The organism is Kitasatospora sp. NPDC093806, from assembly GCF_040683335.1.
In the GTDB taxonomy this organism is placed as follows: Bacteria; Actinomycetota; Actinomycetes; order Streptomycetales; family Streptomycetaceae; genus Kitasatospora.
The window spans coordinates 67882-90230 of the sequence record NZ_JBFBDO010000020.1; the positions used below are offsets into that span (position 1 = coordinate 67882).

General features: G+C 70.2%; 22 protein-coding genes. 16 read left to right on the plus strand and 6 right to left on the minus strand.

The annotated features are described in order from the left end of the window. Positions 1–77 precede the first annotated feature (77 nt). The 6 genes from aroA to AB0N76_RS13380 all read left to right on the plus strand — a co-directional run bounded on the left by aroA (position 78) and on the right by AB0N76_RS13380 (position 7629). Entirely contained in the window at positions 78–1400 is a 1323-nt protein-coding gene (gene aroA / locus AB0N76_RS13355) for a 3-phosphoshikimate 1-carboxyvinyltransferase (protein ID WP_363556401.1), read from the plus strand. Then, entirely contained in the window at positions 1397–2935 is a 1539-nt protein-coding gene (gpmI, locus tag AB0N76_RS13360; protein WP_363556403.1) for a 2,3-bisphosphoglycerate-independent phosphoglycerate mutase, read from the plus strand. The genes aroA and gpmI overlap by 4 nt, the downstream gene beginning before the upstream one ends. Continuing rightward, entirely contained in the window at positions 2932–3366 is a 435-nt protein-coding gene (locus tag AB0N76_RS13365) for a hypothetical protein (protein WP_363556405.1), read from the plus strand. Before gpmI ends, AB0N76_RS13365 begins: the two co-directional genes overlap by 4 nt. A 181-nt stretch (positions 3367–3547) precedes the next feature. Further along, complete coding sequence (locus AB0N76_RS13370) at positions 3548–4606, plus strand: inorganic phosphate transporter (protein WP_363556407.1); 1059 nt, start codon at positions 3548–3550, stop codon at positions 4604–4606. 540 nt (positions 4607–5146) lie between these two features. Then, positions 5147–6694, plus strand: a complete 1548-nt coding sequence (locus AB0N76_RS13375) for an FAD-dependent oxidoreductase (protein WP_363556409.1) — start codon at positions 5147–5149, stop codon at positions 6692–6694. Positions 6695–6832: 138 nt separating this feature from the next. Continuing rightward, a protein-coding gene (locus AB0N76_RS13380; RefSeq protein ID WP_363556455.1) for an IS5 family transposase occupies positions 6833–7629 on the plus strand; the annotation gives its coding sequence in 2 pieces (ribosomal slippage) (positions 6833–7178 and positions 7178–7629; 798 coding nt in all). A gap of 273 nt (positions 7630–7902) precedes the next feature. Here AB0N76_RS13380 and trxB read toward each other — a convergent pair. Together trxB and AB0N76_RS13390 are read right to left on the minus strand one after the other, a co-directional pair. After that, on the minus strand, positions 7903–8913 hold the full coding sequence (gene trxB, locus AB0N76_RS13385) for a thioredoxin-disulfide reductase (protein WP_363556411.1): 1011 nt from the start codon (positions 8911–8913) through the stop codon (positions 7903–7905). A gap of 8 nt (positions 8914–8921) precedes the next feature. Next, positions 8922–9353: an arsenate reductase ArsC gene (locus AB0N76_RS13390; RefSeq protein ID WP_363556413.1), complete on the minus strand. Its 432-nt coding sequence runs from the start codon at positions 9351–9353 to the stop codon at positions 8922–8924. Between the two features lie 225 nt (positions 9354–9578). Between AB0N76_RS13390 and AB0N76_RS13395 the strand changes: the two genes are divergently transcribed. From AB0N76_RS13395 to AB0N76_RS13405, 3 genes are all read left to right on the plus strand, one after another. After that, complete coding sequence (locus AB0N76_RS13395) at positions 9579–9884, plus strand: metalloregulator ArsR/SmtB family transcription factor (RefSeq protein WP_363556415.1); 306 nt, start codon at positions 9579–9581, stop codon at positions 9882–9884. Positions 9885–9978: 94 nt separating this feature from the next. Then, positions 9979–10725: an MIP/aquaporin family protein gene (locus tag AB0N76_RS13400; protein WP_363556457.1), complete on the plus strand. Its 747-nt coding sequence runs from the start codon at positions 9979–9981 to the stop codon at positions 10723–10725. Next, positions 10722–11774 (plus strand): ArsO family NAD(P)H-dependent flavin-containing monooxygenase, encoded by a 1053-nt coding sequence (locus AB0N76_RS13405; RefSeq protein ID WP_363556417.1) that lies wholly within the window; start codon positions 10722–10724, stop codon positions 11772–11774. The genes AB0N76_RS13400 and AB0N76_RS13405 overlap by 4 nt, the downstream gene beginning before the upstream one ends. Before the next feature lie 26 nt (positions 11775–11800). Here AB0N76_RS13405 and AB0N76_RS13410 read toward each other — a convergent pair whose 3' ends face one another. The 3 genes from AB0N76_RS13410 to AB0N76_RS13420 form a co-directional block, all read right to left on the minus strand. Next, positions 11801–12304 carry an N-acetyltransferase family protein gene (locus tag AB0N76_RS13410; RefSeq protein WP_363556419.1) on the minus strand — a complete coding sequence of 168 codons (504 nt, stop codon included), beginning with the start codon at positions 12302–12304 and terminating at the stop codon, positions 11801–11803. A 17-nt stretch (positions 12305–12321) separates the two neighbouring features. After that, positions 12322–12675, minus strand: a complete 354-nt coding sequence (locus AB0N76_RS13415; protein WP_363556421.1) for a metalloregulator ArsR/SmtB family transcription factor — start codon at positions 12673–12675, stop codon at positions 12322–12324. A 67-nt stretch (positions 12676–12742) separates the two neighbouring features. After that, entirely contained in the window at positions 12743–13108 is a 366-nt protein-coding gene (locus tag AB0N76_RS13420) for a metalloregulator ArsR/SmtB family transcription factor (RefSeq protein ID WP_363556423.1), read from the minus strand. A gap of 136 nt (positions 13109–13244) precedes the next feature. On the opposite strand from AB0N76_RS13420, the gene AB0N76_RS13425 reads away from it, so the two are divergent. The 3 genes from AB0N76_RS13425 to AB0N76_RS13435 all read left to right on the plus strand — a co-directional run bounded on the left by AB0N76_RS13425 (position 13245) and on the right by AB0N76_RS13435 (position 17131). Continuing rightward, the gene (locus tag AB0N76_RS13425; RefSeq protein ID WP_363556425.1) at positions 13245–14615 is read left to right on the plus strand and encodes an NAD(P)-binding domain-containing protein; all 1371 of its coding nucleotides are present in this window, start codon (positions 13245–13247) and stop codon (positions 14613–14615) included. A gap of 7 nt (positions 14616–14622) precedes the next feature. Beyond that, positions 14623–15849, plus strand: coding sequence for an MFS transporter (locus AB0N76_RS13430; RefSeq protein WP_363556427.1), 1227 nt, complete (start codon positions 14623–14625; stop codon positions 15847–15849). A gap of 343 nt (positions 15850–16192) precedes the next feature. Next, complete coding sequence (locus tag AB0N76_RS13435) at positions 16193–17131, plus strand: DUF5655 domain-containing protein (protein ID WP_363556429.1); 939 nt, start codon at positions 16193–16195, stop codon at positions 17129–17131. A gap of 75 nt (positions 17132–17206) precedes the next feature. On the opposite strand, the gene AB0N76_RS13440 is transcribed toward AB0N76_RS13435, so the two are convergent. Then, positions 17207–17956, minus strand: a complete 750-nt coding sequence (locus AB0N76_RS13440; RefSeq protein WP_363556431.1) for a site-specific DNA-methyltransferase — start codon at positions 17954–17956, stop codon at positions 17207–17209. A 562-nt stretch (positions 17957–18518) separates the two neighbouring features. Between AB0N76_RS13440 and AB0N76_RS13445 the strand changes: the two genes are divergently transcribed. The 4 genes from AB0N76_RS13445 to AB0N76_RS13460 all read left to right on the plus strand — a co-directional run bounded on the left by AB0N76_RS13445 (position 18519) and on the right by AB0N76_RS13460 (position 22271). Continuing rightward, positions 18519–19685, plus strand: coding sequence for an NlpC/P60 family protein (locus AB0N76_RS13445; RefSeq protein WP_363556433.1), 1167 nt, complete (start codon positions 18519–18521; stop codon positions 19683–19685). Positions 19686–19763: 78 nt separating this feature from the next. Further along, on the plus strand, positions 19764–20075 hold the full coding sequence (locus AB0N76_RS13450; protein ID WP_363556435.1) for a DUF6112 family protein: 312 nt from the start codon (positions 19764–19766) through the stop codon (positions 20073–20075). Positions 20076–20077: 2 nt separating this feature from the next. Next, a complete protein-coding gene (locus AB0N76_RS13455; RefSeq protein WP_363556437.1) occupies positions 20078–20782 on the plus strand; it encodes a hypothetical protein in 705 nt (234 codons plus the stop codon). A gap of 46 nt (positions 20783–20828) precedes the next feature. Continuing rightward, on the plus strand, positions 20829–22271 hold the full coding sequence (locus AB0N76_RS13460; protein ID WP_363556439.1) for an ATP-binding protein: 1443 nt from the start codon (positions 20829–20831) through the stop codon (positions 22269–22271). Positions 22272–22349 lie beyond the last annotated feature (78 nt).

Below are 22349 nucleotides of genomic sequence, written 5' to 3' on the forward strand. Positions count from 1 at the left end.
CGCTGCCGCGCGGCGGCGGACCGGCATGCCTGTCCCGGCACCGCACCAACGCACACCTCACGATCAAGGAGCAGCAGTTGAGCGCCACGCCCGATCCGCGCCTGAAGGCCGAAGAACTGACCGTCCTGCCCTTCGAGGGCCCACTCGACACCGAGGTCCGGGTGCTCGGCTCGAAGAGCTACACCAACCGGTACCTGGCGATCGCCTCCCTCTCCGGCGAGGAGACGGTGATCAGCGGCGCGCTGCTCTCGGACGACACCCTGTACTTCGCCAAGGCCATCGAGGCCTTCGGGCACGTCCGGACCGAGATCGACCACGAGACCGCCGAGATCCGGGTGACGCCCACCGGACGTCCGATGCGCGCTCCGGCGGAGGACGTCTTCGTCGGCGGCGCGGGCACCCCGCTGCGGTTCCTGATCTCGATGGCGGGCCACGCCGAGGGCGAGACCGTCATCACCGGCAACGCCCGCATGCAGGAGCGCCCGATGGGCGACCTGCTGGCCGCCCTCCCGGCGCTCGGTGTGGACGCGGTGGCCGTGCGCGGCAACGGCTCGCCGCCGATCCGGGTGTCCGGAGCGTTCCACGGCGGCTCCACCACGATCAGCGGACAGGTCTCCAGCCAGTTCACCTCCAGCCTGATCATCAACGCGATCCGGGCCGAGTCCGACACCGCGATCACCATCGCCGACGACCTGGTCTCCAAGCCGTACGTCGAGATGACCCTCGCGGCCCTCACGGAGATGGGAGTCACGGTCGAACGCGACGGCTTCGAGCGCTTCATCGTGCCGGCGGGCCAGAAGGCGCGCGGCGGTCACGTCACCGTCGAACCCGACGCCTCCGGGATGTCGTACTTCCTGGCGGCCGCCGCGGTCCTGGGCGGCCGCGTCACCATCCCCGGCATCGGTGCCGGCTCGCACCAGGGCGACGTCCACCTCGTCCGGGCCCTGGAGCAGATGGGCTGTCGAGCCGAGCTCGGCGCCTCGTCGATCACCCTTCACGGCGGGCCGCTGCGCGGGATCGACATCGACATGGAGGCGATGCCCGACGTCGTCCCGTCCCTCGCCGTCGTCGCCGCCTTCGCCGAGGGCACGACGCGCATCACCAACATCGCCTCGCTGCGGGTCAAGGAGTGCGACCGGATCGCCGCCGTCACGGCAGAGCTGCGGAAGATGGGCATCGCCGTCGAGGAGTTCCCGGACGCCATGCACATCACCGGCGGGGTCCCGCACGGCGCCGTCATCGACACCTACGACGACCACCGCATCGCCATGACCTTCGCGGTGGCCGGCCTGCGCACCGAGGGCGTCGTCATCAAGGACCCGGGCTGCGTCGCGAAGTCGTTCCCGTCCTTCTGGCGGACGCTGGACAGCCTCCACCCGTCGAAGGCGAGCACGAAGTGACGCAGCCGCAGCGGGTGTCCGGGCCCGGGATCCTCCTGGTGCTCGACGGATGGGGCGAAGCCGCCCCCGGCCCGGCCAACGCCCTGTCCGCGGCCGGGACTCCGGTGCTCGATTCCCTTCGGGCCGGTCATCCGTCCGGATTGCTGGCGGCTTCGGGCGAGGCCGTCGGCCTGCTCCCCGGCACGGTCGGCAACTCGGAGATCGGCCACATGGTGATCGGTGCGGGCCGCCCCCTCCCGTACGACAGCCTTCTGGTCCAGCAGGAGATCGACGGCGGCGGGCTCCGTCGGAACGCCCTGCTCACCGGCGCCGGCGACGTGATCGCCTCGACCGGCCGGGCGCTGCACCTGATCGGGCTCTGCTCGGACGGCCAGATCCACGCCGACATCGAGCACCTGTCGGAGCTCCTGGCGGTGGCGGCCGAAGCGGGTGTCCCGCGCGTCTGGATCCACGCGATCACGGACGGGCGCGACGTCGCCGACGGCACGGCCGAGTCCTACCTCCGGCGGGCCCAACACCTGGCAGAGCGGGCCGGGGTCGGCCGGATCGCCACCGTCACCGGCCGCGGCTACGCCCTCGACAAGGCCGGCAACCTCGACGTCACCCGCGAGGCCGTCCTCGCCGTGGCCGACGGTACGGGTCCTGGCGTCAAGTCCCCCGAGGAAGCCGTGCGTTCGTCGGAGCGCGGCGACGAGTGGGTCCCGCCCAGCGTCGTGCTCGGCCCGGACGGCGACGCCCTCGCGCCGATCCGGGACGGCGACGCCGTGCTGTTCTTCAACTTCCGCAGCGACCGCATCCAGCAGTTCGCCGACGCGCTGCTCGTCCACCTCGCCGAGACCGGGCGCACCGTGACCGCGCTGAGCCTGGCCCAGTACGACACCACCGCGCCGATCCCGCCGCTGGTGCCGCGCGCCGACGCCTCCGGCGGCCTCGCCGACGAACTCGCCGCCGCGGGGTTGCGGTCGGTCCGGATCGCGGAGGCCGAGAAGTTCGAGCACGTCACCTACTACGTGAACGGCCGCAGCGACGTACGGCGCGAGGTCGAGGAGCACGTCCGGATCAAGGGCGAGAAGGCCCCGGACTACCGCGCGCGACCGGAGATGGAGCTCGGCCTGGTCACCGCCGCCGTAGTCACCGCGGCGCACCGGCCGGAGGTCGACCTCGTGGTGGCGAACCTCGCGAACATCGACGTCGTCGGGCACACCGGCGACTTCGACGCCACCGTCGGGGCCGCCGAGGCCACCGACGCCGCGGTGCAGGAGATCCTCATCTCCGCTTCTCAGAGCGGCCGTTGGGTGATCCTCGTCGGCGACCACGGGAACGTCGAACTGATGTCGAAGCCCGGCCCGGACGGCACCGACCGGCCGTACGGCGGCCACACCACCAACCCGGTTCCGGTCGTGGTCGTCCCCGCTCCCGGCAACCCGGACGGCGAGCTCCGGGACGACGGCACGCTCGCCGACATCGCCCCCACCGTCCTCGCCCTGCTCGGCCGCGACGCAGGCGCGGCCATGACCGGAAGGCCCCTGCTGTGACCACCCTCGACACTGCTGTGACGACCATCCCGAACGGCCGGTCGGACAAGCTGATCGGCTCATTGCGCAGCGCGGTGCTCGGGCTGTCCCCCAGCCAGAGCGCCGACTTTCACCCGTCCGCCCGCGCCGCGCTCGAAGCGGGTGGCTCGTTCCGCCCGGTCTCGCTCGGCGAGGGAATCTGGGCCGGAGTCCGCTCAGCGGCCGACGGCTCGGCGCACGTCCTCTTCGCGCACAACCTCACGGCGATGCCGGTCTCCTTCACACCGGGCGAAGCTCTGCCCGAGGAACCGGGCGGCGCCGCTCAGCTGTACTTCCTCGCCGGAGCGTCCGCCAGCAGCACTGAGAGCACCGGCGCCACGGTCTCCGAGCTGGAACCGCACGGATTCGTCTGGCTTGCCCGGTTCAGCGCCGACGCGGAGCCGCGTCTGTGACCTCCGCCGGCGCCGCGCGGCCGCCCCCGGGTGTGCGCGCAGGTCTCGCGGGCGCGACGCCTTGACGCGTCCCGCCCCACGTTCCACCGCAGCCTTCACGGCGGCGGGCACCGACCGACCCGGTCCGGGCCCGCCGCCGAGGTCTTTTCCGAAGGGCACCGCCAACCCAAAGGAACCGAACATGGACATCCTCGTACTCGCCCTGGTCCTGGCACTCGCTGCCGCCAACGGCGCGAACGACGTACCGAAAGGCGTCGCCACGCTGGCCGGCGCCGGTGTGGCCAGAATCCGGACCGCCATCGCGTGGGGCGCACTCACCACGGCGGTCGGCTGCCTGGTCTCCCTGCACTTCGCCTCGAAGATGACGGCCCTCTTCTCCAAGGGCATCGTGTCGGCCCACCCGACTCCGGCGTTCGCCGCCGCCGTCCTGACCGGGACGGTCGCGTGGGTCGCCCTGGCCACCTGGCGCAGCCTGCCGGTCTCGACCACACACGCGCTGACCGGCTCACTCCTCGGGGCGGGCGCACTGTTCGCGAGCGACGCCGTGCAGTGGGGTGTGCTGCTCGCCAAGGTCGTCCAGCCGCTGCTGTTGTCCGTGCTGGTGGCCTGGGCGGGCTCTGCGCTCCTCACCGCGGTCGCCCGCCTCATCGGCCGCGGGCCGGAGCGGCGCCGCGCCGACGCGCCGGCCGTCAGAGAGCCGGCCCCGGCAACCGTCGGCGGACAGAGCGTCTCCCCGGCCCCGACCGCAGCTCACGGCGAAACCGCCGGTTCACCCAACGGCATCGGTGTGATCGGTGTCGCGCACTGGATCACCAGCGGGCTGACCAGCTTCGCGCGCGGGATGAACGACGCGCCGAAGATCGTGGCGATCGGCTCCTTCGCCCTGATCTCCGGGCTGACCCCGACCGGGCTCCTCATCGCGGTGACGATCGCCATGGCCGTCGGCGGCCTGCTGGTCGGACAGAAGGTCGCCGACCGCCTGGCCGCCGACGTCATCACGATGTCGCACGTCGAGGGCTTCACCGCGAACCTCACCACCGCGACGCTCGTAGGCCTCGGCGCCTTCCAAGGGCTTCCGCTGTCCACCACCCACGTGTCCATCGGCGCGATCTCCGGTACGGCGGGGACGGACCTGTCGAGGATCAAGAAGAAGACCGTCCGCGACTTCGCCATCGCCTGGCTCGTGACCCCGCCGTTCGGCGCCGCCGTCGCCGCGGTCGCATACCTGCTGCTCCAGTAGCCGACCGCGCCAATGGAAGGTTCCGGGCATGACGTTCCCGGAACCTTCCAATAACAATCGCCTACGAATGAATTCGCACTGTGGGCCGATAGTTGCAGCCAGTGATCCATAGGTACTCCTCGACCGGGTACGAAACCTGCTCCGGATACTTCACAATCCGGCCATTTGCCATCAGCACAGGGCGCCGCAAACCAACTCCCACCTGAGTGTGATTTTCTCTCCATCGCCGACATGCGAGCCGCCTACCAACAACTCCACAATGCCATTCGAGCACAGTCAGCTCATAGCTGAACACAGATCGTCACGCAAGCACCCGCACCCCACGGGAGCGGCATTTTAACTGAGCTCGAGAGTTTCCAGATCAAGCATGATGGGTCATCCTGAAGAGAGGTCCAAGCTGGTCGCGATCCACCAACCCAGCCCAATGAGGTGATTGGCGTGCTACCGAGCAAGCCAGTCGTATTACTAGAGCACCGCCTCCCGGCAGCTCGGCATGAGCTGGCAAACCAAATGACCGAGTGGTCCGATCACCATATCGACGTGATCGCGACCGCAAATCACCAAGAGACTCTCGATGCAATAGATGAGAAGTCAGAAATCGGGGGGCGCGCCACTGCAATTATTGTTGACAGTCAATCAATTGACCCAAGTTTCAGCGATTTCGCCAAAGAAATCCACGAGCGCCGCGCGGGAATTCCCATTGCGATACTTGCCGACGGGAAAATTACCATTCATGGACTCGATGGCAAGGAGCCGCTACCTGTACAGAAGGCCTTAATTTCACTGGCCAACTCATGGCGCCCGGAAGACCCACAAGTGACGGTATCCGGCCCTGCAGACTCCGTCAAAATGAACGAAATAAGGGGCACCCTGGAACGCGCTGGATTCCAGAGTGACTTCGTTGCCGAACCTACCTCGGAACCAACTGTCAAAATTAAGGGATGCGATCCATTGATAAATCCAACAAAGACGGATCTGCTCAGAGCATTTAATATCATAAGCAGCCCCACTAACGGAATGGACCATCGTTACGATCTCGTCATCATCGGCGCAGGTCCGGCTGGGCTGTCTGCAGCTCTCGCCGCATGTGTGAACGTGGGGCTCAGCACTTTGGTGATTGAGAGCAACCTTCTCGGCGGGACCGCGACAACCTCCATCAACCCTATTGATAATTACCTTGGATTTCCACAGGGAATATCTGGCCCCAGACTTGCACGGCTTGCCGTTCAGCAAATCAGAGTTCTCAACCAGACGGATTTTCGGCTCGACCTAAGAGCCCAGTGCCTGCGCAAGGATGAGCGAAATCCCGGGCGATATATCATTGAAGTTTCTAGCGAGAGAGGCAGCGAGGACGTCCCACTCTCGGCCGGCATGATCCTACTTGCCTGCGGACTGAAACCCAGAGATCTCCCCCTCGCCAAAGGAAGTCACATTCCGGACCGCGGCGTGTACTACTCGGCCCTCCCATGTGACCGATACCACGAGAAGGACAATAGTGTCGTAATATTCGGCGGCGGGGATTCCGCCGGGCGGGCCGCCTTGCTATTTTCCAAAGAGAGTCGCGTATCGGTCGTCGCAACCTACGGATTCAATCGCATGTCATTGCGTCTTCAGAGAGACCTCGAGGATGCCCGTATAGCGACTTACAAGACTCATCGCGTGGCTGGCTTTGTAGGCGACCATCAACTCAGCAAGGTCATACTGGAGGACGTTAGTTCTGCACCACCAAGAACTCTTCCCATAGCTGCGACCTCTGCCTATATTCTCATCGGCGGGACACCGGATACCAAGTGGCTTTGCCCTAATCAATCCGGGCGCCGGCGAGGTGAGCTGAAGATTGATCGAGACAGAAGTGGCTACATAAAGACCGACATCTACCTAAGGCCCTACGGAGGAAAACTCCCATTCGAGACTAGCCTACCCGGCGTATTTGCTGCAGGTGATGTCCGTGTTAATTCCCTTCGCCGGGTCGGGCAGGCGGTCGGGCAGGGAGTGGCAGCGGTTGCTTCAATGGAACGCTACGCAATCAAGCACCCTGGAATACTAGACGACGAGGATAGCCCAGCATATTCCTGGTTGAGGCACTGAGATGGCTAAGAACTAATCTCGCTCGGCGTGGTCGAGTGCTCCGTTACTTCGATGCCCGGACGGACCAGCGCGGCCTCGCTGTCTGCGCTCACACCTAAGAAGACATCTCATTTGGGCTTGTAGGCTGCCCGCGTGACGATCGTGGAGCGTCTCGTCCCGGACGAGTTGTGGGAGCTGTTCCAGTTGGTGGTGCCGGAGGCGCCGACTCGGCCGCAGGGCGGTGGCCGGCGCCGCTACGGTGACCGGGAGGTGCTGGCGGCGATCGTGTTCGTGGCGACGGCGGGGTGTACTTGGGCCCAGCTGCCGCCCTGTTTCGGCCCGTCCGGACCGACTGCCCACCGGAGGTTCACCGAGTGGAGCAGGGCCAGGGTGTGGGCCAAACTCCACAGGGTCGTCCTGGACGAGCTCGGCGCGCGCGGCGAGCTGGACTGGTCGAGGTGCGCGGTCGACTCGGTGAACATGCCGGCCCTGAAAAGGGGGAGCTGACGGGTCCGAATCCTGTCGATCGGGGCAAGTACGGGTCGAAGATCCACCTGCTCACCGAACGTTCCGGTTTACCCCTGTCGCTCGCGATCTCCGGGGCCAACGTCCACGACAGCCAGGCCCTGATCCCGCTCGTCGACGCGATCCCGCCGATCCGCTCACGACGCGGCCCGAGACGGCGCAGACCCGGCAAGCTGCACGGCGACAAAGCCTACGACCACCGCTTCATCCGCTCCTACTTGCGACGACGCCAGATCCCCGCCCGCATCGCCCGCCGCGGCATCGAGGCCTCCAACCGTCTCGGCCGGCACCGCTGGGTCATCGAACGCACCGTGGCCTGGCTCGGCGGCTTCCGCCGACTCCACCGCCGCTACGAACGAAAGGCCGACCACTTCGCCGCCTTCGCCAGCATCGCAGCAGCTCTGATCTGCACCCGACGCCTCCCCAAATGAGATCTCCTCTAAATCGGCGGGTCCATCGAAGTGAACACGGCCAAGAACGCCCTGCCCGCCTACCTCCAACTCCCCCAGTCGAAGGGGCCCCCACCCGACCGAGGGCCCCGGATCGCTCTACGACGCGGCACGTTGGAGAGGTCGCACGATGTCGGCCCGACCACCCCGCCCGTGCCCTCCGACGTCGATGCCAGTCCAGCTCCGCCCCACTCCCGCCGAGGGACGCGGGCCGGGACCGAGACTGTCACTCCGCCGGCCCCGACTCTGGAAACCTCAGTCGCCAACCAGCGCCAGTGCCGCATCGCCTTCGCAGACGTCCCCTCGATTACCATCGGCCAGCTCGGCGAGGTACCGCTCGGCGTCCAGGGCCGCGGCGCAACCGGAGCCGGCTGCGGTGATCGCCTGGCGGTAGGTGTGGTCGACGATGTCTCCGGCTCCGAAGACGCCCGGCAGGCTGGTCCTCGTCGAGGGCGAGTCGACCTTCAGGTACCCGTTGCCGTCCACCTCCAGCTGCCCGAGGAACAGTTCGGTGCGCGGATCGTGCCCGATCGCGATGAAGAGGCCGGAGGCCGCGAGTTCGCGCTCGGCGCCGGTGACGGTGTCGCGCAGGGTCACCCCGGAGACGAGCTTGTCGCCGTGGATCGCGGCGACCTCGCTGTTCCAGGCGAAGGTGATCTTCGGGTCGGCGAAGGCCCGGCTCTGCATCGCCTTGGAGGCGCGCAGGCTTTCGCGGCGGTGGACGACGGTCACCGAGGCGGCGAAGCGGGTGAGGAAGGTCGCCTCCTCCAGTGCGGTGTCGCCGCCGCCGACCACGATGACGTCCTTGCCCCGGAAGAAGAAGCCGTCGCAGGTTGCGCACCAGGACACGCCACGGCCCGACAGCTCGTCCTCGCGGGGGATGCCGAGCTTGCGGTAGCCGGAGCCGGTGGCCACGATCACCGTCTTGGCGCGGTGCACGGTGCCGGCGGAGTCGGTGAGGAGCTTGATGTCGCCGGTGAGGTCGACCTCGACGATGTCGTCGTCGACCATCTCGGCGCCGAACCTCTCGGCCTGGGCCCGCATGTTCGTCATCAGGTCGGGACCGTCGACGCCGTTGGGGAAGCCGGGGAAGTTCTCGACCTCGGTCGTCGTGGTCAGCGAGCCGCCGACGAAGATCGAGCTGCCGAAGAGCAGCGGCTTGAGCTGGGCTCGGGCGGTGTAGAGGGCGGCGGTGTAGCCGGCTGGGCCGGAGCCGATGATGACGACGTCGCGCACGTCGGCGCCGAGCTGGGCGTTGGCGGTCATGTGGATGATCAGCTCTCCTCGGCTGCTGCGGCCTTGGTGTCGATCTCGGCGATGAGGCCCTCGATGAGGGCCTTGATCTCGTCGCGGATCGGGCGGACGGCTTCGACGCCCTGGCCGGCCGGGTCGTCGAGCTTCCAGTCCAGGTACTTCTTGCCGGGGAAGTACGGGCAGGCGTCGCCGCAGCCCATGGTGATCACGTAGTCGGACGACTGGACGGCCTCGGTGGTCAGCACCTTCGGCTTCTGGTCCGAGATGTCGATGCCCAGCTCGGCCATCGCGGCGACCGCGGACGGGTTGACCCGGTCGCCCGGCATGGAGCCCGCCGATCGAACCTCGACGCGGTCGCCGGCGAGGTGGGAGAGGAAGCCCGCGGCCATCTGGGAGCGGCCGGCGTTGTGGATGCAGACGAAGAGCACGGAAGCTATCGGCGCGGTGGTCATCAGTGGATCTTCCTTTTGCGGTGGAGCGGTGTCCTCGTCCGTCGCGGACGGGCGCGAGCTCTATCAGAGAGTGTCGGCCCGCTCGTCGGCCGGGCGCGCGGCGAGCACGATCAGCGTTGTTCGGATGGTCGCGCGCCCGGTGACCGGAGAGGCAGATGGGGCGAACCCGGTGGCAGCCGGGAGGGGGCTCGTCAGGCGGCCCCGCGGCGGGTAACGTATCACCCCATGGTGACGTCAGTCGATAGTGATACATGGAAGGCCTTGGCCGACCCCCTGCGGATGCAGATCGTCCGGCTTCTCGCTCGCGAGGCACTGTGCACGACCCATCTCGTGGAGGAGACCGGGGCCAGACAGACCAACCTGTCGAACCACCTGAAGATCCTTCGGGAGGCCGGGCTCGTGGACACCGAACCCTGCGGACGCTTCACCTACTATTCCGTCCGGCCCGAGGTCCTGGAAGCCCTGGCCGGAGACCTCACCGGGTTGGCCGCCACCGCCCGCGAGGCGGCGGGCCGCAAGCGGTCCTGCTGAGCCACCCGACCCACAGCCCCACCGGCGGCCACCCCGCCCTGTACGAGGAGTGTCCTTGAGCACCACAGCCGAGGCGAGAGCCGAGACCGTCCCCGTGAAGGTCACCGACGGTCCCGACGAGCCGCCGGCGGTCGAACCGCCCCCGGTCCCGCTGCTGAACCGGGCCGCCGCCGAGCTGGTCGGCACCGCCGCGCTGGTGGCGGTCGTGGTCGGATCCGGCATCCAGGCCACCGAGCTGACGACGGACGTCGGGCTGCAACTGCTCGCCAACTCCCTCGCCACCGTCTTCGGCCTCGGGGTCCTGATCCTCCTGCTCGGCCCCGTCTCCGGCGCGCACTTCAACCCGGTCGTGACCCTGGCCGAGTGGTGGACGGGCCGCAAGGACCCGAAGGGCCTCGGACCGCGGGAGGTCGCGGCGTACGTGCCGGCGCAGATCGCGGGCGCGATCGGCGGCGCGGTGCTCGCGGACGCGATGTTCGGCGAGCAGCTGGTGAAGTGGTCCACGCACGACCGGTCCGCCGGGCACCTGCTCCTGGGCGAGGTGGTCGCCACCGCCGGCCTGATCCTGCTGATCTTCGGCCTCGCGAAGACCGAACAGCTTCGCTTCGCCCCCGTCGCGGTCGCCTCGTACATCGGCGCCGCGTACTGGTTCACCTCCTCCACCTCCTTCGCCAACCCGGCCGTCTCCATCGGCCGGGCGTTCACCGACACCTTCGCCGGGATCGCACCCGGCTCGCTGCCCGGTTTCATCGGCATGCAGCTGATCGGCGGCATCGTGGGCCTGGCCCTGGTCGCACTGCTCTTCACCCACCGCCGCACCCCGTCGGCCGGGACGAAGTGAGCGGGGTCCGGCGCGTCCAGGTCCTCGTCGTCGGAGCGGGCCAGGCCGGCCTCGCCGCCGGGTACCACCTGCGGCGCGCCGGACTCGACTTCGCCGTCCTCGACGCGGCGGCGGCACCGGGCGGGGCCTGGCAGCACTACTGGGAGAGCCTGCGCCTCTTCTCCCCCGCCGCGTACTCTTCCCTGCCCGGCCGCCCGATGCCCGGCCGGCCCGGCGCCGAATGGCCGGACGCCGAGCACGTCGTCGAGTACCTGGCCGAGTACGAGAAGCGGTACGAACTCCCCGTCCACCGGCCGGTCACCGTCACCTCGGTGGCGGACGCCGGCGACGGGGGCCTTCTCGCCCGCACCGACGGCGGCACCTGGCACGCGCGGGCACTGATCAGCGCCACCGGCTCCTGGTCCCGCCCCTTCGTCCCCGCCATCCCGGGGCGCGAGCTGTTCACCGGCCGCCGGCTCCACACCAGCGGCTACCACCGGGCAGCCGACTTCACCGGCCGGAGGGTCGTCGTGGTCGGCGGCGGCAACTCCGGCGCCCAGATCGCCGCCGACCTCACCGGGCACGCGGCCGCCGTCCGCTGGGTCACCCGCCGACCGGCCCGCTTCCTCCCCGACGAGATCGACGGCCGGGCGCTGTTCGAGATCGCCACCCGCCGCGTCCAAGACGGCGGCCCGCGCATCTCCGACCTCGGCGACATCGTCGCCACCGAGCCGGTACGCGCCGCCCGCGCCGCCGGACTCCTCACCGACCACCGCATGTTCGACGCCCTCACCCCCGACGGCCCACGCTGGCCGGACGGAGAGGTGTGGCCCGCGGACACCATCATCTGGTGCACCGGCTTCCGCCCGGCGCTCGCCCACCTCGCCCCGCTCGGCCTGCGCACCGGCGAACGCGGCCGGATCGCCACCATCGGCACCCGCGCCGCCACCGACCCCCGCATCCACCTGGTCGGCTACGGCGACTGGACCGGCCCCGCCTCCGCCACCCTCATCGGCGTCGGCCGCACCGCACGCCAGGCCGTCGCCGAGATCGTCGCCCTCGTGCGCTGACGGCACCCGATTGGGCTGCCGGAGCGTCAGCCGATCGTCGGACTGCGGCGCTCGATCAGCACGACGTCCCGCCAGATGCCGTGGAGTCGGCCGATGCGCTCACGGGTGCCGATGACCCGGAAGCCCGCCTTGGCGTGGACGGCGAGGCTGGCGGCGTTCTCCGGGAAGACGCCGGACTGGATCGTCCAGATCCCGGCGGCCTCCGTCGAGGCGACCAGCGCTCCCAGCAGTCGCCCGGCGACGCCACGGCCCTGGGCGTCCGGGTGTGCGTAGACCGAGTGCTCGACCACTCCGGCGTAGGCGCACCGGTCGGAGACCAGGCTCGCCGCCACCCAGCCCAGCGTGCGACCGGTCTCGTCGAGGGCGACGAAGCGGTGGCCCGCCGGCTTGGCCCGGTCGAACTGCTCCCAGGTCGGGGCGGTGGTCTCGAAGGTGGCGTTGCCGCCGTCGATGCCGGCCTGGTAGATCGCGAGGACCTGTACGGCATGGTCGGCGGTGAGCGGCGCGATCGTGATGCTGCCGTGGTGCATGGCCGGCTCCGCGCTGGTCAGGAGGTACGGGGGTCGCAGGGGTCCCAGGGGTCGCGCTCGCCGAGGATCGTGCGGACGGCGTCGGGGAAGGCGCGCAGGCAAGCGCGGTTGACCTCGTACTGGGTCGAGGTGCCCTGCTTCTCCGCCAGGACGAAGCGGACACCGGCCAGGACCTTCAGGTGGTGGGAGACGGTGGACTGTCCGACCGAGGAGTTCTCGACGATCTCACCCACGCTCATGGGCCTACGGGTGGTCGCCAGGAGGTGCAGCAGCTGGATCCGTGTCGGGTCGGCGAGCGCCTTGAACCAGGACGCGTACGTCTGCGCGGCCTCCGCATCGACGGTGGGACTGGTGCAGTTCGACTCATTCATCGATAATCGACGATAGTCGATAATAAGGGCCGACGAAAGCCCCCTGCCCTGCCGAGGTCCGCGCGATTCAGCGCGACGTGGTGGACAGCAGGCTCGCCATCGCCGCGAGAACCGCGGGCTCGACCCGGTAGTAAACCCAGGTGCCGCGCCGCTCGGAGGCCAGCAGGCCGGCCTCACGAAGCTTCTTGAGGTGATGGGAGACGGTGGGCTGGGAGACACCGACGTCCTGGATGTCGCACACGCAGGCCTCGCCGCCCTCGTGCGAGGCGACGCGCGAGAACAGCCGCAGCCGCACCGGGTCGGACAGCGCCTTGAACATCGCGGCCATCCTGACGGCGTCGACCTCGGAAAGTGCCGCCGAGGTGACGGGCGGGCAGCATGGCACGACACCGGATTCGACGACCGGCGATTCGATCAGCTCAAGATTCGACATGCGTCTATGTTGACATCTGTCGATGCGAGCGGCAAGCTCAAAGCGCATCGACAAACGTCGAATCAGCGAGCGGGGCCCACGCCATAGCCGGGCCACCCCACCCGCCGCCTTCCGCTCCCGACCCCGGAGAACCGCGATGAGCGAGAACACCCCCGCCGACCTGCCCGTCATCGTCGTCGGCGCAGGTCCGATCGGGCTGGCCGCCGCCGCCCACCTGATCGAGCGCGGCATCGAGCCGCTGGTCCTGGAGGCCGGCCCCGTCGCGGCCGCGGCCGTTCGCCAGTGGGCGCACGTGCGCCTCTTCTCCCCCTGGGCCGAGGTGATCGACCCCGCCGCCGAGAAGCTGCTCACCCCCACCGGCTGGGTCCGGCCCGACGGCGCCGTCTACCCCTCCGGCGGCGACTGGGCGACGCTCTACCTCCAGCCCCTCGCCGACGCGCTCGGCGAGCGCGTCCGCTACCGCACCCGCGTCACCGGCGTCGCCCGCGCCGGGCGGGACCGGATCGTCGACTCCGGCCGCGCGGAGCAGCCCTTCACCGTCCACGTCGAGCACGCCGACGGCCGCGAGGAGCGGATCCTCGCCCGGGCGGTGGTGGACGCCTCCGGCACCTGGTCCACCCCCAACCCGCTCGGCGCCAACGGCCTGCCCGCCCTCGGCGAGCGCGCCGCCGACGGCCGGATCACCTACCGCATCCCCGACCTGACCGACCCCGTCGTCCGCGCACGCTTCGCCGGCAAGCGCACCGCCGTCGTCGGCACCGGCGCCTCCGCCTTCACCGCCCTCGCCTACCTCGCCGACCTCGCCAAGGACGAGGACGGCACCCACGCGGTGTGGGTCCTGCGGCGCGGCATCAACGGGTCGACCTACGGCGGCGGCGAGGCCGACCAGCTCCCCGCCCGCGGCGCGCTCGGCCTGCGCGCCAAGCAGGCCGTCGACGACGGCCACGCCACCGCCCTCACCGGCTTCCGCACCGCCGCCGTCGAGGCCGACGGCGAGCAGCTGGTCCTGGTCGCGGAGGACGGCCGCCGCAGCGAGCCGGTCGACCAGGTCATCGTCCTCACCGGACTGCGCCCCGACCTCTCCTTCCTCTCCGAGATCCGTCTCGGCCTCGACGAGCGTCTCCAGGCGCCCACCGCCCTGGCCCCGCTGATCGACCCCAACCAGCACTCCTGCGGCACCGTCTACCCGCACGGCGCCACCGAACTCGCCCACCCCGAAGAGGGCGTCTACCTGGTCGGCATGAAGTCCTACGGCCGCGCGCCGACGTTCCTCGCGATGACCGGCTACGAGCAGGTCCGCTCGGTTGCCGCCGCCCTCGCCGGCGACCACGAGGCCGCCGCCCGGGTCGAGCTCACCCTCCCCGAGACCGGCGTCTGCGGCGGAGCCGGCCTGTTCGACGAGCCCGACGCCGCCCAGAGCGGCGGTGGCTGCTGCTCCGTCCCGGTCGCACCGCAGGTGCTGAGCATCGGCCTCCGGGCGCCCGCCCCCGCCGCCGAGAGTTGCTGACCTCACGGTGACCAGCACCCGCCTGAGCGGGGCCGCTACCGGAGCAGCCACCCGGTCGCGGCCCCGCGCCGCCCTGCCAGCCCTGTGCGTCACCCAGATCACCAGCTGGGGAATCGTCTACTACGCCTTCCCAGTCCTCACCCCCCACATCACGGCGGACACCGGCTGGACCACGGCGCAGACGACGTCCGCCTTCACCGCAGCCCTGCTCGTCTCCGCCCTCGTCGGCATCACGGTCGGCCGAATCATCGACCGGCGTGGTCCCCGAACCGTGATGACCACAGGCTCGGTCGTCGGTGCCCTCGCGCTCATCGGCATCGCCACCGCTCCGAACCTACCCTTGTTCTTCGGGAGTTGGCTGCTGGCCGGCGCCGCGATGGCCGCCACCTTCTATCAGCCCGCCTTCGCCGCCCTCACCCGCTGGCACCAGCCCCAGCACGTCCGGGCACTCACCACCGTCACCTTGGCCGGCGGCCTCGCCTCCACCGTCTTCGCGCCCATCACCGCCGTCCTCGCCGACCAGTTCGGCTGGCGCACCACCTACCTCGTTCTGGCGGCAGCGCTCGCCGCCGTCACCGTACCCCTCCACGCCCTGGCACTGCGTCACCCCTGGCCTCCCGCCGGACCGCACACGGCCACGAAGCACCCCGCTTCGACACCGGACGATCCGGCTCGCACACGTCAATTCCTGCTCGCCGCAGTGGCGTTCACGCTCTCCGGCTTCGCCATGTACGGCGTGGTGTTCAACCTCATCCCACTCCTCCTGGAGCGCGGCGTCGGTTCCACCACCGCCGCCTGGGCACTCGGGCTCGGCGGCCTCGGCCAGACCCTCGGACGAACCCTCTACGCCACCCTCGCCCGCCACACCAGCGTCACGGTGCGCACGGTCGCCCTCATCAGCGCCAGCGGCGCCACGACCGCACTCCTCGCGGCAGTCCCCGGCCCCACCGTGCTCCTCATCGCCATCGCGATCCTGGCAGGAACCATCCGCGGCAACCTCACCCTTCTCCAGGCGACCGCCGTCACCGACCGCTGGGGCACCACCTCATACGGCCGCCTCAGCGCTCTGCTCGCCGCCCCGGCCACCATCGCCGGCGCCCTGGCCCCCTGGGCCACCTCCGCACTCGTCCCGTTCCTCGGCGGGTACCCGGCACTCTTCACCGCCTTGGCCGTCATCGCCGTGGTCGCCGCCGCCGTCGCGTCGACAGCTCGGCCGAGACCGCAGGCGAGCTGACGCGCAACAAGGGACGTCACACTCGCAGCGGGAGTTGCATACCCGTAGACCCATCCAGGCATCGCGGACGCGACCGAAGCACTCCAGCGCGACGATCGCCTTCTCGGAAAGGCCCGGAATGCGGTTCAGTACGACCCGGACGAGACCGCCCGACGTCGCAGGGACCGCATTGTCCAGTTGCGCGTGGACGTCTCCGGGGGCGGGTCGATTGACGCGGTCAACTGGCGCTCTCTGGACGTCGGATCAGAGAGCGCGCAGCCCGCAGCCGAGGACACCGGAAAGAGGAATACTGCAATCCTCTTCGCGATTGGTCTCTCCGTACGGTCGCGTGAAGGGGGCGTGGGTGACCGATCTGAAGGTGTTCCGACGGGGTGTCGATGGCCGAGACGTCGAGCTGCAGGGCTCGACGGTGACGCGGGAGAAGGAATTGCAGCGCCGAGTCGAGGAGGCGCTGGGGCCGATGCTGGGGGTGCGCTTCCTGGCATCGGAATACCCGACGGGGCCCTGGCACCAGGGTCGGATCGACACACTGGGGCTGGACGAGAACGGCGTGCCAGTCGTCATCGAGTTCAAGCGCGGCCGGGATGCAGGGGTGATCACGCAGGCGACGTCCTACCTGAGCTGGCTGTTGGCGCACCGACACGAGTTCGAGGCCCTGGTGCGCAGACGCCTGGGGGCTGACGTGGCGGAGGCGATCGACTGGCGGCGGCGCCGCGCTATCTGCGTCGCGGCCGAGTTCTCGCGCCACGACCGGGCCGCCGTTTCGCTTCACCAACGGGACCACCGGGTGGACCTCGTGCGTTACCGGGTATTCGGCCCGGACCTGCTGACGCTGCAGCTGGTCGAGACAGTCCCGGGTGCCACCGCCCCCGCCTTGCCGATGCCGGCCGATCCGGCCGGGGCTGGGGATGACGGTCCGGAGGCGGCACGGATACCGGCACAGGTCTCGCAGCTGGAGGTGCCGGGGTGCCTGCTGGAGCTATACAGCGAACTGGACGAGGTGCTGACCGCGGCAAGCGACCTAGAGGTGGTGGTGCTCAAGCACTACGTCGCCTACCGGCGGATGCTGAACGTGGCGTCCGTCGTGTTCCGCCCAGGTCACCAGGCCCTGCTGATGTACCTGCGGTTGACCCCGGACACGGTGAGGCTGGAGGAGGGCTTCACCCGGGACGTGCGCGGCATCGGGCATCTGGGGACCGGTGACCTGGAGGTGCGGATCACATCGTCGGCGGACGTGGAGAAGGCGACGCCGTTGATCCGGCGGGCGGTCGAGGAGTCCTGACGGACGGAGAAGGGCGGCTGGGGCATGAGGCCCCGGCCGCCCTTTTCGTGCTTGCGGCGCCCGGAGGCTCTCATGTCACGCCTCCGGACCGGCGAGGACGAGGTCGTCCGGGGCCAGCTCGGCGCGCAGCCGCTGCTCAGCGATCTCGGCGTAGTGCAGGCTGAGCTCGATGCCGCGGAACCGCCGGCCTTCGCGCAGGGCGGCGACGCCGGTGGAGCCGCTGCCGGTGAAGGGGTCGAGGACGACACCGTCTTCGGGGCAGATCTGGACGAGCTGCTGCATGATCTCCAGCGGCTTCTGGGTGATGTGGACCCGGTCCTTGCGGGGCTGGCTGGCGATGAAGTGGCCGGGCAGGTAGATCGCGCGGCTGTGGTCGAGGGTGCCCTTGACGCCCCAGGTGATGAACTCGGCGGACTGCTTGAAGCCGCCCTTGCGGGGCCGGCTGGCGGGCTTGATCCACGGGATGGTGCCCTGCCACGTCCAGCCGGCCATCTGGAGCGCGTCGCTGGTGGTGGGTTCCTGCCTCCAGTCGGAGAACACGATCGCCACCGAGTGCTCGGTGCTCGCCCGGTACGCCTCGGTGAGGAGTTCGGTGAGCCAGGAGCGGTAAGAGCGCTGATCGCGGTTCTCGCCGGGGAAGGTCTTGAGGTCGTGGGCGCTGTTGGACGTCACGTACTTGGCGCGGGCGTCGCGGCTGGTGCGCTCGGAGCTGGTGCGCCCGCCGCTGTTGTACGGAGGGTCGGTGATGACCGCGTTCACGGACTCGTCGGGCAGGGACTTCAGGACGGTGAGGGCGTCGCCTCGGTGGAGGGTGAAGCTGCTCATGGGGGCCTCTCTCAGGGCAGGGCAGGGCCCGCTTCCGGCGGCGCCCGGCGGCTGCTGCCGGGAGCGGGGATGGCCGGGACGGTAGCCGTGATTCCCGGCCGGGCCTAACGACGGCGTGAGCGTGGTCCGGCCTGGTGAGGGGCTGTTTGGTGCGGCCGGACTTCGCGTCTACTGTCTCGCCATGCCAACCGGGCAGGAGGTCAACTCGACCCGAGGTGGCCCGTGTTGGTACCCGTTGTCTCGTCCAGCGGGGTACCGGGCGGACCTGCCCCTACACTCTTTCCGCCCTCAGGAGACCCCCGTGTTCCGGCTGAGATTACGAGCGCGGCCGGCTGCCGCGCGTGACCCGAGACCGGCGTCCGGGAGCTACCAACTCCCCTGACCCGGGCCCGCCCTGAGAGGCGGTTTCACCACCGGCGCGGTGCCGGCGACTTCTTCGCACGAGAGGCCGGCACCGCGTCTCCTACGAACCCCGAGGAGCCGCTGCGATGCAGCATGCCCTGGCACAGCCATGCCTCGACGGCCCGGCCCCCGCCGCCCACCCGGCTGAACGGCGGCGCCGATGAGGAAGTCCGCGGGCGCCCTGGTGAGCCTCGTCGCCGCCGGCCCGCTGGTCTTGGCCCTTCCGATCGTGGTCGTCGCCGCCGGGAGCGCCTCCGCCTCTTGCATTCCCGGCGGCGATGCGCAGGCGGTGGATACCTCCGCCGTCGCCCAGCAGGTCAAGGCGATCCTGAACGGTTCCAGCCCGCTCAGCGGCCCGGGCGTGGCCGGGCTGGAGAAGCCGGACGAGCAGATTCCCAACGCCCAGGTCATTCAGGCCACCGGTATCGCGATGCACGTCCCCGTGCGCGGGCAGGTCGTCGCGCTGGCGACCGCGCTCCAGGAGAGCGGTCTTCGCAACATCGACTACGGGGACCGGGACTCGCTGGGGCTGTTCCAGCAACGCCCTTCACAGGGTTGGGGCACGGCCGCGCAGATCATGCAGCCGGTGTACGCCTCGACGAAGTTCTTCGAGGGGCTCAAGCAGGTTGCCGGCTGGGAGTCGATGACGGTCACCCAGGCCGCCCAGGCGGTGCAGCGCTCCGGTTTCCCGGACGCCTACGCCAAGTGGGAGCCGTTGGCGACGGCGCTCCAGCAGGCCATCGCCCCGCTGCTCACCGACCCCGGCGCCGGCTCGACCGCGCTGCCGGGCCCAGGCACGAGCCCGTCCGCGAGCGCCACCTCCACCGCGGGTGCGCCGGCTGCCGGTGGCTGCTCGACTACGGGCGGCGACGGGAGCAACTTCGGGACGATCCCGCCCGGCACCCTCCCCGAGGGGTACGTGATCCCGGCCGACGCGCCGCCGCAGGTGCAGGCCGCGATCCGCTGGGCGCTCGGGCAGCTCGGCACGCCCTACCAGTGGGGCGGCTCCTGCGCCGACTCGCACGGCGCGGACCCGGTGGGCCGCTGCGACTGCTCCTCGCTCATGCAGGGGGCCTACAAGGCCGCCGGGGTCGCCTTGACCCGCACGACCTACACGCAGGTCGCCGAGGGCACGGCCGTCTCCGCCGGCGCCCTGAAGCCGGGCGACCTGCTGTTCACCCGCGGGACGGCCGCCGTTCCGGAGCACGTCGGGATGTTCATCGGCGGCGGGCTGGTCGTGCACGCGCCCAAGACCGGTGACGTGGTCAAGGTCTCGACCCTCGCCTCCTGGCAGCCGGCGATCCTCGCTGCCCGCCGAGTCCTCTGACCGGCGCTTCTCTCCTCCCTCTCCCCCTTTTCCCTTCGGCGCGCCTTTGCGTGCCCGCATTCCCTCCTGGAGTTCGTCTTGTCGTACCTGGCCGACGCGGTCACCCAGCTCGCCTACGACCCGGGGATCACCCCCAACGAGGGCGGCCTGCCCGGCCTCTCCGTGCTCAAGCAGGTCATGGGCAGCCTGAACTTGTTCGGCATCATCGCGGTCGTCGGCGCGCTCGCCGTGAGCGCCGGGGTGTGGGCCTGGGGCCACCACTCCGGCGGCCACCAGGCCGAGGCCAACGGCAAGAAGGGTGTGCTCGTCAGTGCCGGTGCCGCTCTGCTGCTCGGCGCGGCCAACGGCGTGGTCGCGTTCTTCAGCGCGCTTGGCAGCCAGGTCAAGTGACCATGCAGAAACGTTCCCTCTCCTCCCCTTCCCGCAACGGGCTGTCCAGCGGCGCCCTCGTGCGCCGCCGGGCGCTGCTGGGCACCGTGGCCCTGGTGGCTCTCGTCGCCCTGGCCGGGCTGTTCTCCTACCTCACCCGCGACGACCGGGCACCCTCCAACCATGCTTCCCCCGAGCCGAGTTCACCCTCGACAGCGGCTTCGGCGCCGCAGTCGCCGTCGGCGCTGCCTGGCGGCCGGGCAGCGGCACTGCTGGCGCCGCCGGATACCCGCGACCCGATCGTGTTCGGGAAGGCGGCGGCGGTGGCACTGTGGTCGTACGACACCCGTTCCTCCTCGCAGCCCGAGCTGGTGGCCTCCCTCCACCGGTGGCTGACGACCGAGGGCAGCTACGTGGACGCCGATTCGGTCGAGCGCCTGGTGCCATCGCCGCTGCTGTGGGGGCGGATGGCCGACTCCGGTCAGTTCGCCACCGCGAGCGCGGCCGAGGCGCACTTCCCGGAGTCCTTCACCCGGGCGCTGCAGGCCGATCCGGGGGCGATCGCCCAGGCGTACGTGTATGCCGTCACCGTCTCCGGCAGGCAGTCGATCTCCTGGAACGGGGCCCCGCACGGCGGGGCTGAGGACCGCTCGGTCACCCTCGCCGTCCAGTGCCGGCCTGACCGCCCGTGTGCCCTGGTCGGCGTGATGCCGTCCGTCGCGCCCTGACACCACGAAGGAGGTGCCCTTCGTGGGCGTCTGCGACATTCCCCTGATGAGCCAGGTCTGCACCGTGGTCGACGCGGTCAGCTTCGCCTCCAACCCCGGAAAGTCGATCACCGACGGCATCGGCGCGTGGATCGCCAAGAGCATGGGCGAGCTTGCGGCCGGCGCCGTCGACCTGGCCTCGCGCGCGGTCGACCAGACCACCGCCATCGACCTGTCGGCGCCGTGGTTCCGGGACAACTACCAGTTGATCCTGCCGATCGGCCTGATTCTGACCGTCGGCACGTTCTGCGCGCAGCTGATCCTGGCCGCCTGGCGGCGCGACGAGCGCGCGCTCGCGCAGGCCGCCTGGGGCACCATGACCGGTGTCCTGTTCTCCTTCGGCGCGATCAGCTTCACGGCTGTGGCCGTCACCGTGGTCGACGCGCTGTCGGCCGGGCTGTTCAAAGCCGCGAACACCTCGGTCGACGACGCGATCCGGCGCCTGGTGAAGGTGTCCCAGCTCGGGGCGATGTTCCCGCTCGGCTGGGCGATCCCCGCGCTCGTCGCGGTCGGCTGTGCGGTCGGCGCGTTCCTCTACTGGGCGGTGATGGTCGCCCGCAAGGTCGGTGTCCTGGTCCTGGTGGCGCTCGCCGCGTTCGCGGGTGCCGGCGGCGGCTGGGAGGTCGCCAAGCGCTGGCGGCGCGGCTGGATCGAGGCCACCGCCACCCTGGTCGTGTCGAAACTGCTGATGACCGTGGTGTTCCTCGTCGGCGTCTCCGCGATCGGCAAGACCGACGCCAAGGACGGGCTCGGCGCCCTGTCCGACGCCATGGCCGGCATCGTCATCATGGCGCTGGTCCTGCTGTGCCCGTACGCCGTCTACAAGTTCGTCCACTGGGCGACCGACAGCGGCGGCCACGACGACCTCCACCGCACCGGCGTCGCGGGCATGGCGGTCGCCGCCGGCGCTGCGAAGACCGCCGGAAACCTCGCCATGCAGATGGGCACCGGCGCCCCGGCGCCGCAGGGGCCCAGCCAGGTCCCCGGCACGGAGGGCGGCGGCACCGGAGGCATCGACCCGACCGGTCGCTTCAGCAAGGAGGGCATCGACGCCGGCCCCGCGCAGCAGCCGACAACCTTCCGCTTCGGCGAGGACCCCAACGCACCCGGCGACCGCGGACGCGCCCTGGTCACCCGGCCCGGCCTCCCCGTCCTGATCACCCGTCCAGCTCCGACGGCTCCGGCTCTGGCCCCGGCGGACAGCCGCAGGCCGACGCCAACGCACCGGACGCCTCGGCCGCGCCCAGCACTCGGGGGTTCTTCACCGGCGGTACGGTCGCGCCGCCGAGTACGGGTTCGCCCGCATCGTCGCCGACCGCCCCACCCGCCGCTCCGGCTCCGGCTCCGGAAGGGGCATCGGTCGGCGGACCGCCTCCGGCCGGGACGTCCGCACCGGATTCGATCCGGTTCGTCTTCCCGGACCAGCCCCCGGCGTCCGGTTCCTCCCTGACCGCACCAGTACCCGGGTCGGGCCGCCGTTTGCGGGCCGACCCGGGGCCCACCCCCGCGGCCCCCCCCGAAGGGAAAC

Bases quoted from the DNA above. Each gene is read 5' to 3' on its own strand.
- AB0N76_RS13455 (WP_363556437.1), top strand. From the start codon at position 20,078: ATGCAGAAACGTTCCCTCTCCTCCCCTTCCCGCAACGGGCTGTCCAGC.
- AB0N76_RS13395 (WP_363556415.1), top strand. From the start codon at position 9,579: ATGGTGACGTCAGTCGATAGTGATACATGGAAGGCCTTGGCCGACCCC.
- AB0N76_RS13445 (WP_363556433.1), top strand. From the start codon at position 18,519: ATGAGGAAGTCCGCGGGCGCCCTGGTGAGCCTCGTCGCCGCCGGCCCG.
- AB0N76_RS13460 (WP_363556439.1), top strand. From the start codon at position 20,829: ATGAGCCAGGTCTGCACCGTGGTCGACGCGGTCAGCTTCGCCTCCAAC.
- AB0N76_RS13425 (WP_363556425.1), top strand. From the start codon at position 13,245: ATGAGCGAGAACACCCCCGCCGACCTGCCCGTCATCGTCGTCGGCGCA.
- AB0N76_RS13410 (WP_363556419.1), bottom strand. From the start codon at position 12,304: ATGCACCACGGCAGCATCACGATCGCGCCGCTCACCGCCGACCATGCC.
- AB0N76_RS13420 (WP_363556423.1), bottom strand. From the start codon at position 13,108: ATGTCGAATCTTGAGCTGATCGAATCGCCGGTCGTCGAATCCGGTGTC.
- trxB (WP_363556411.1), bottom strand. From the start codon at position 8,913: ATGACCGCCAACGCCCAGCTCGGCGCCGACGTGCGCGACGTCGTCATC.
- AB0N76_RS13370 (WP_363556407.1), top strand. From the start codon at position 3,548: ATGGACATCCTCGTACTCGCCCTGGTCCTGGCACTCGCTGCCGCCAAC.
- AB0N76_RS13440 (WP_363556431.1), bottom strand. From the start codon at position 17,956: ATGAGCAGCTTCACCCTCCACCGAGGCGACGCCCTCACCGTCCTGAAG.
- AB0N76_RS13415 (WP_363556421.1), bottom strand. From the start codon at position 12,675: ATGAATGAGTCGAACTGCACCAGTCCCACCGTCGATGCGGAGGCCGCG.
- AB0N76_RS13390 (WP_363556413.1), bottom strand. From the start codon at position 9,353: ATGACCACCGCGCCGATAGCTTCCGTGCTCTTCGTCTGCATCCACAAC.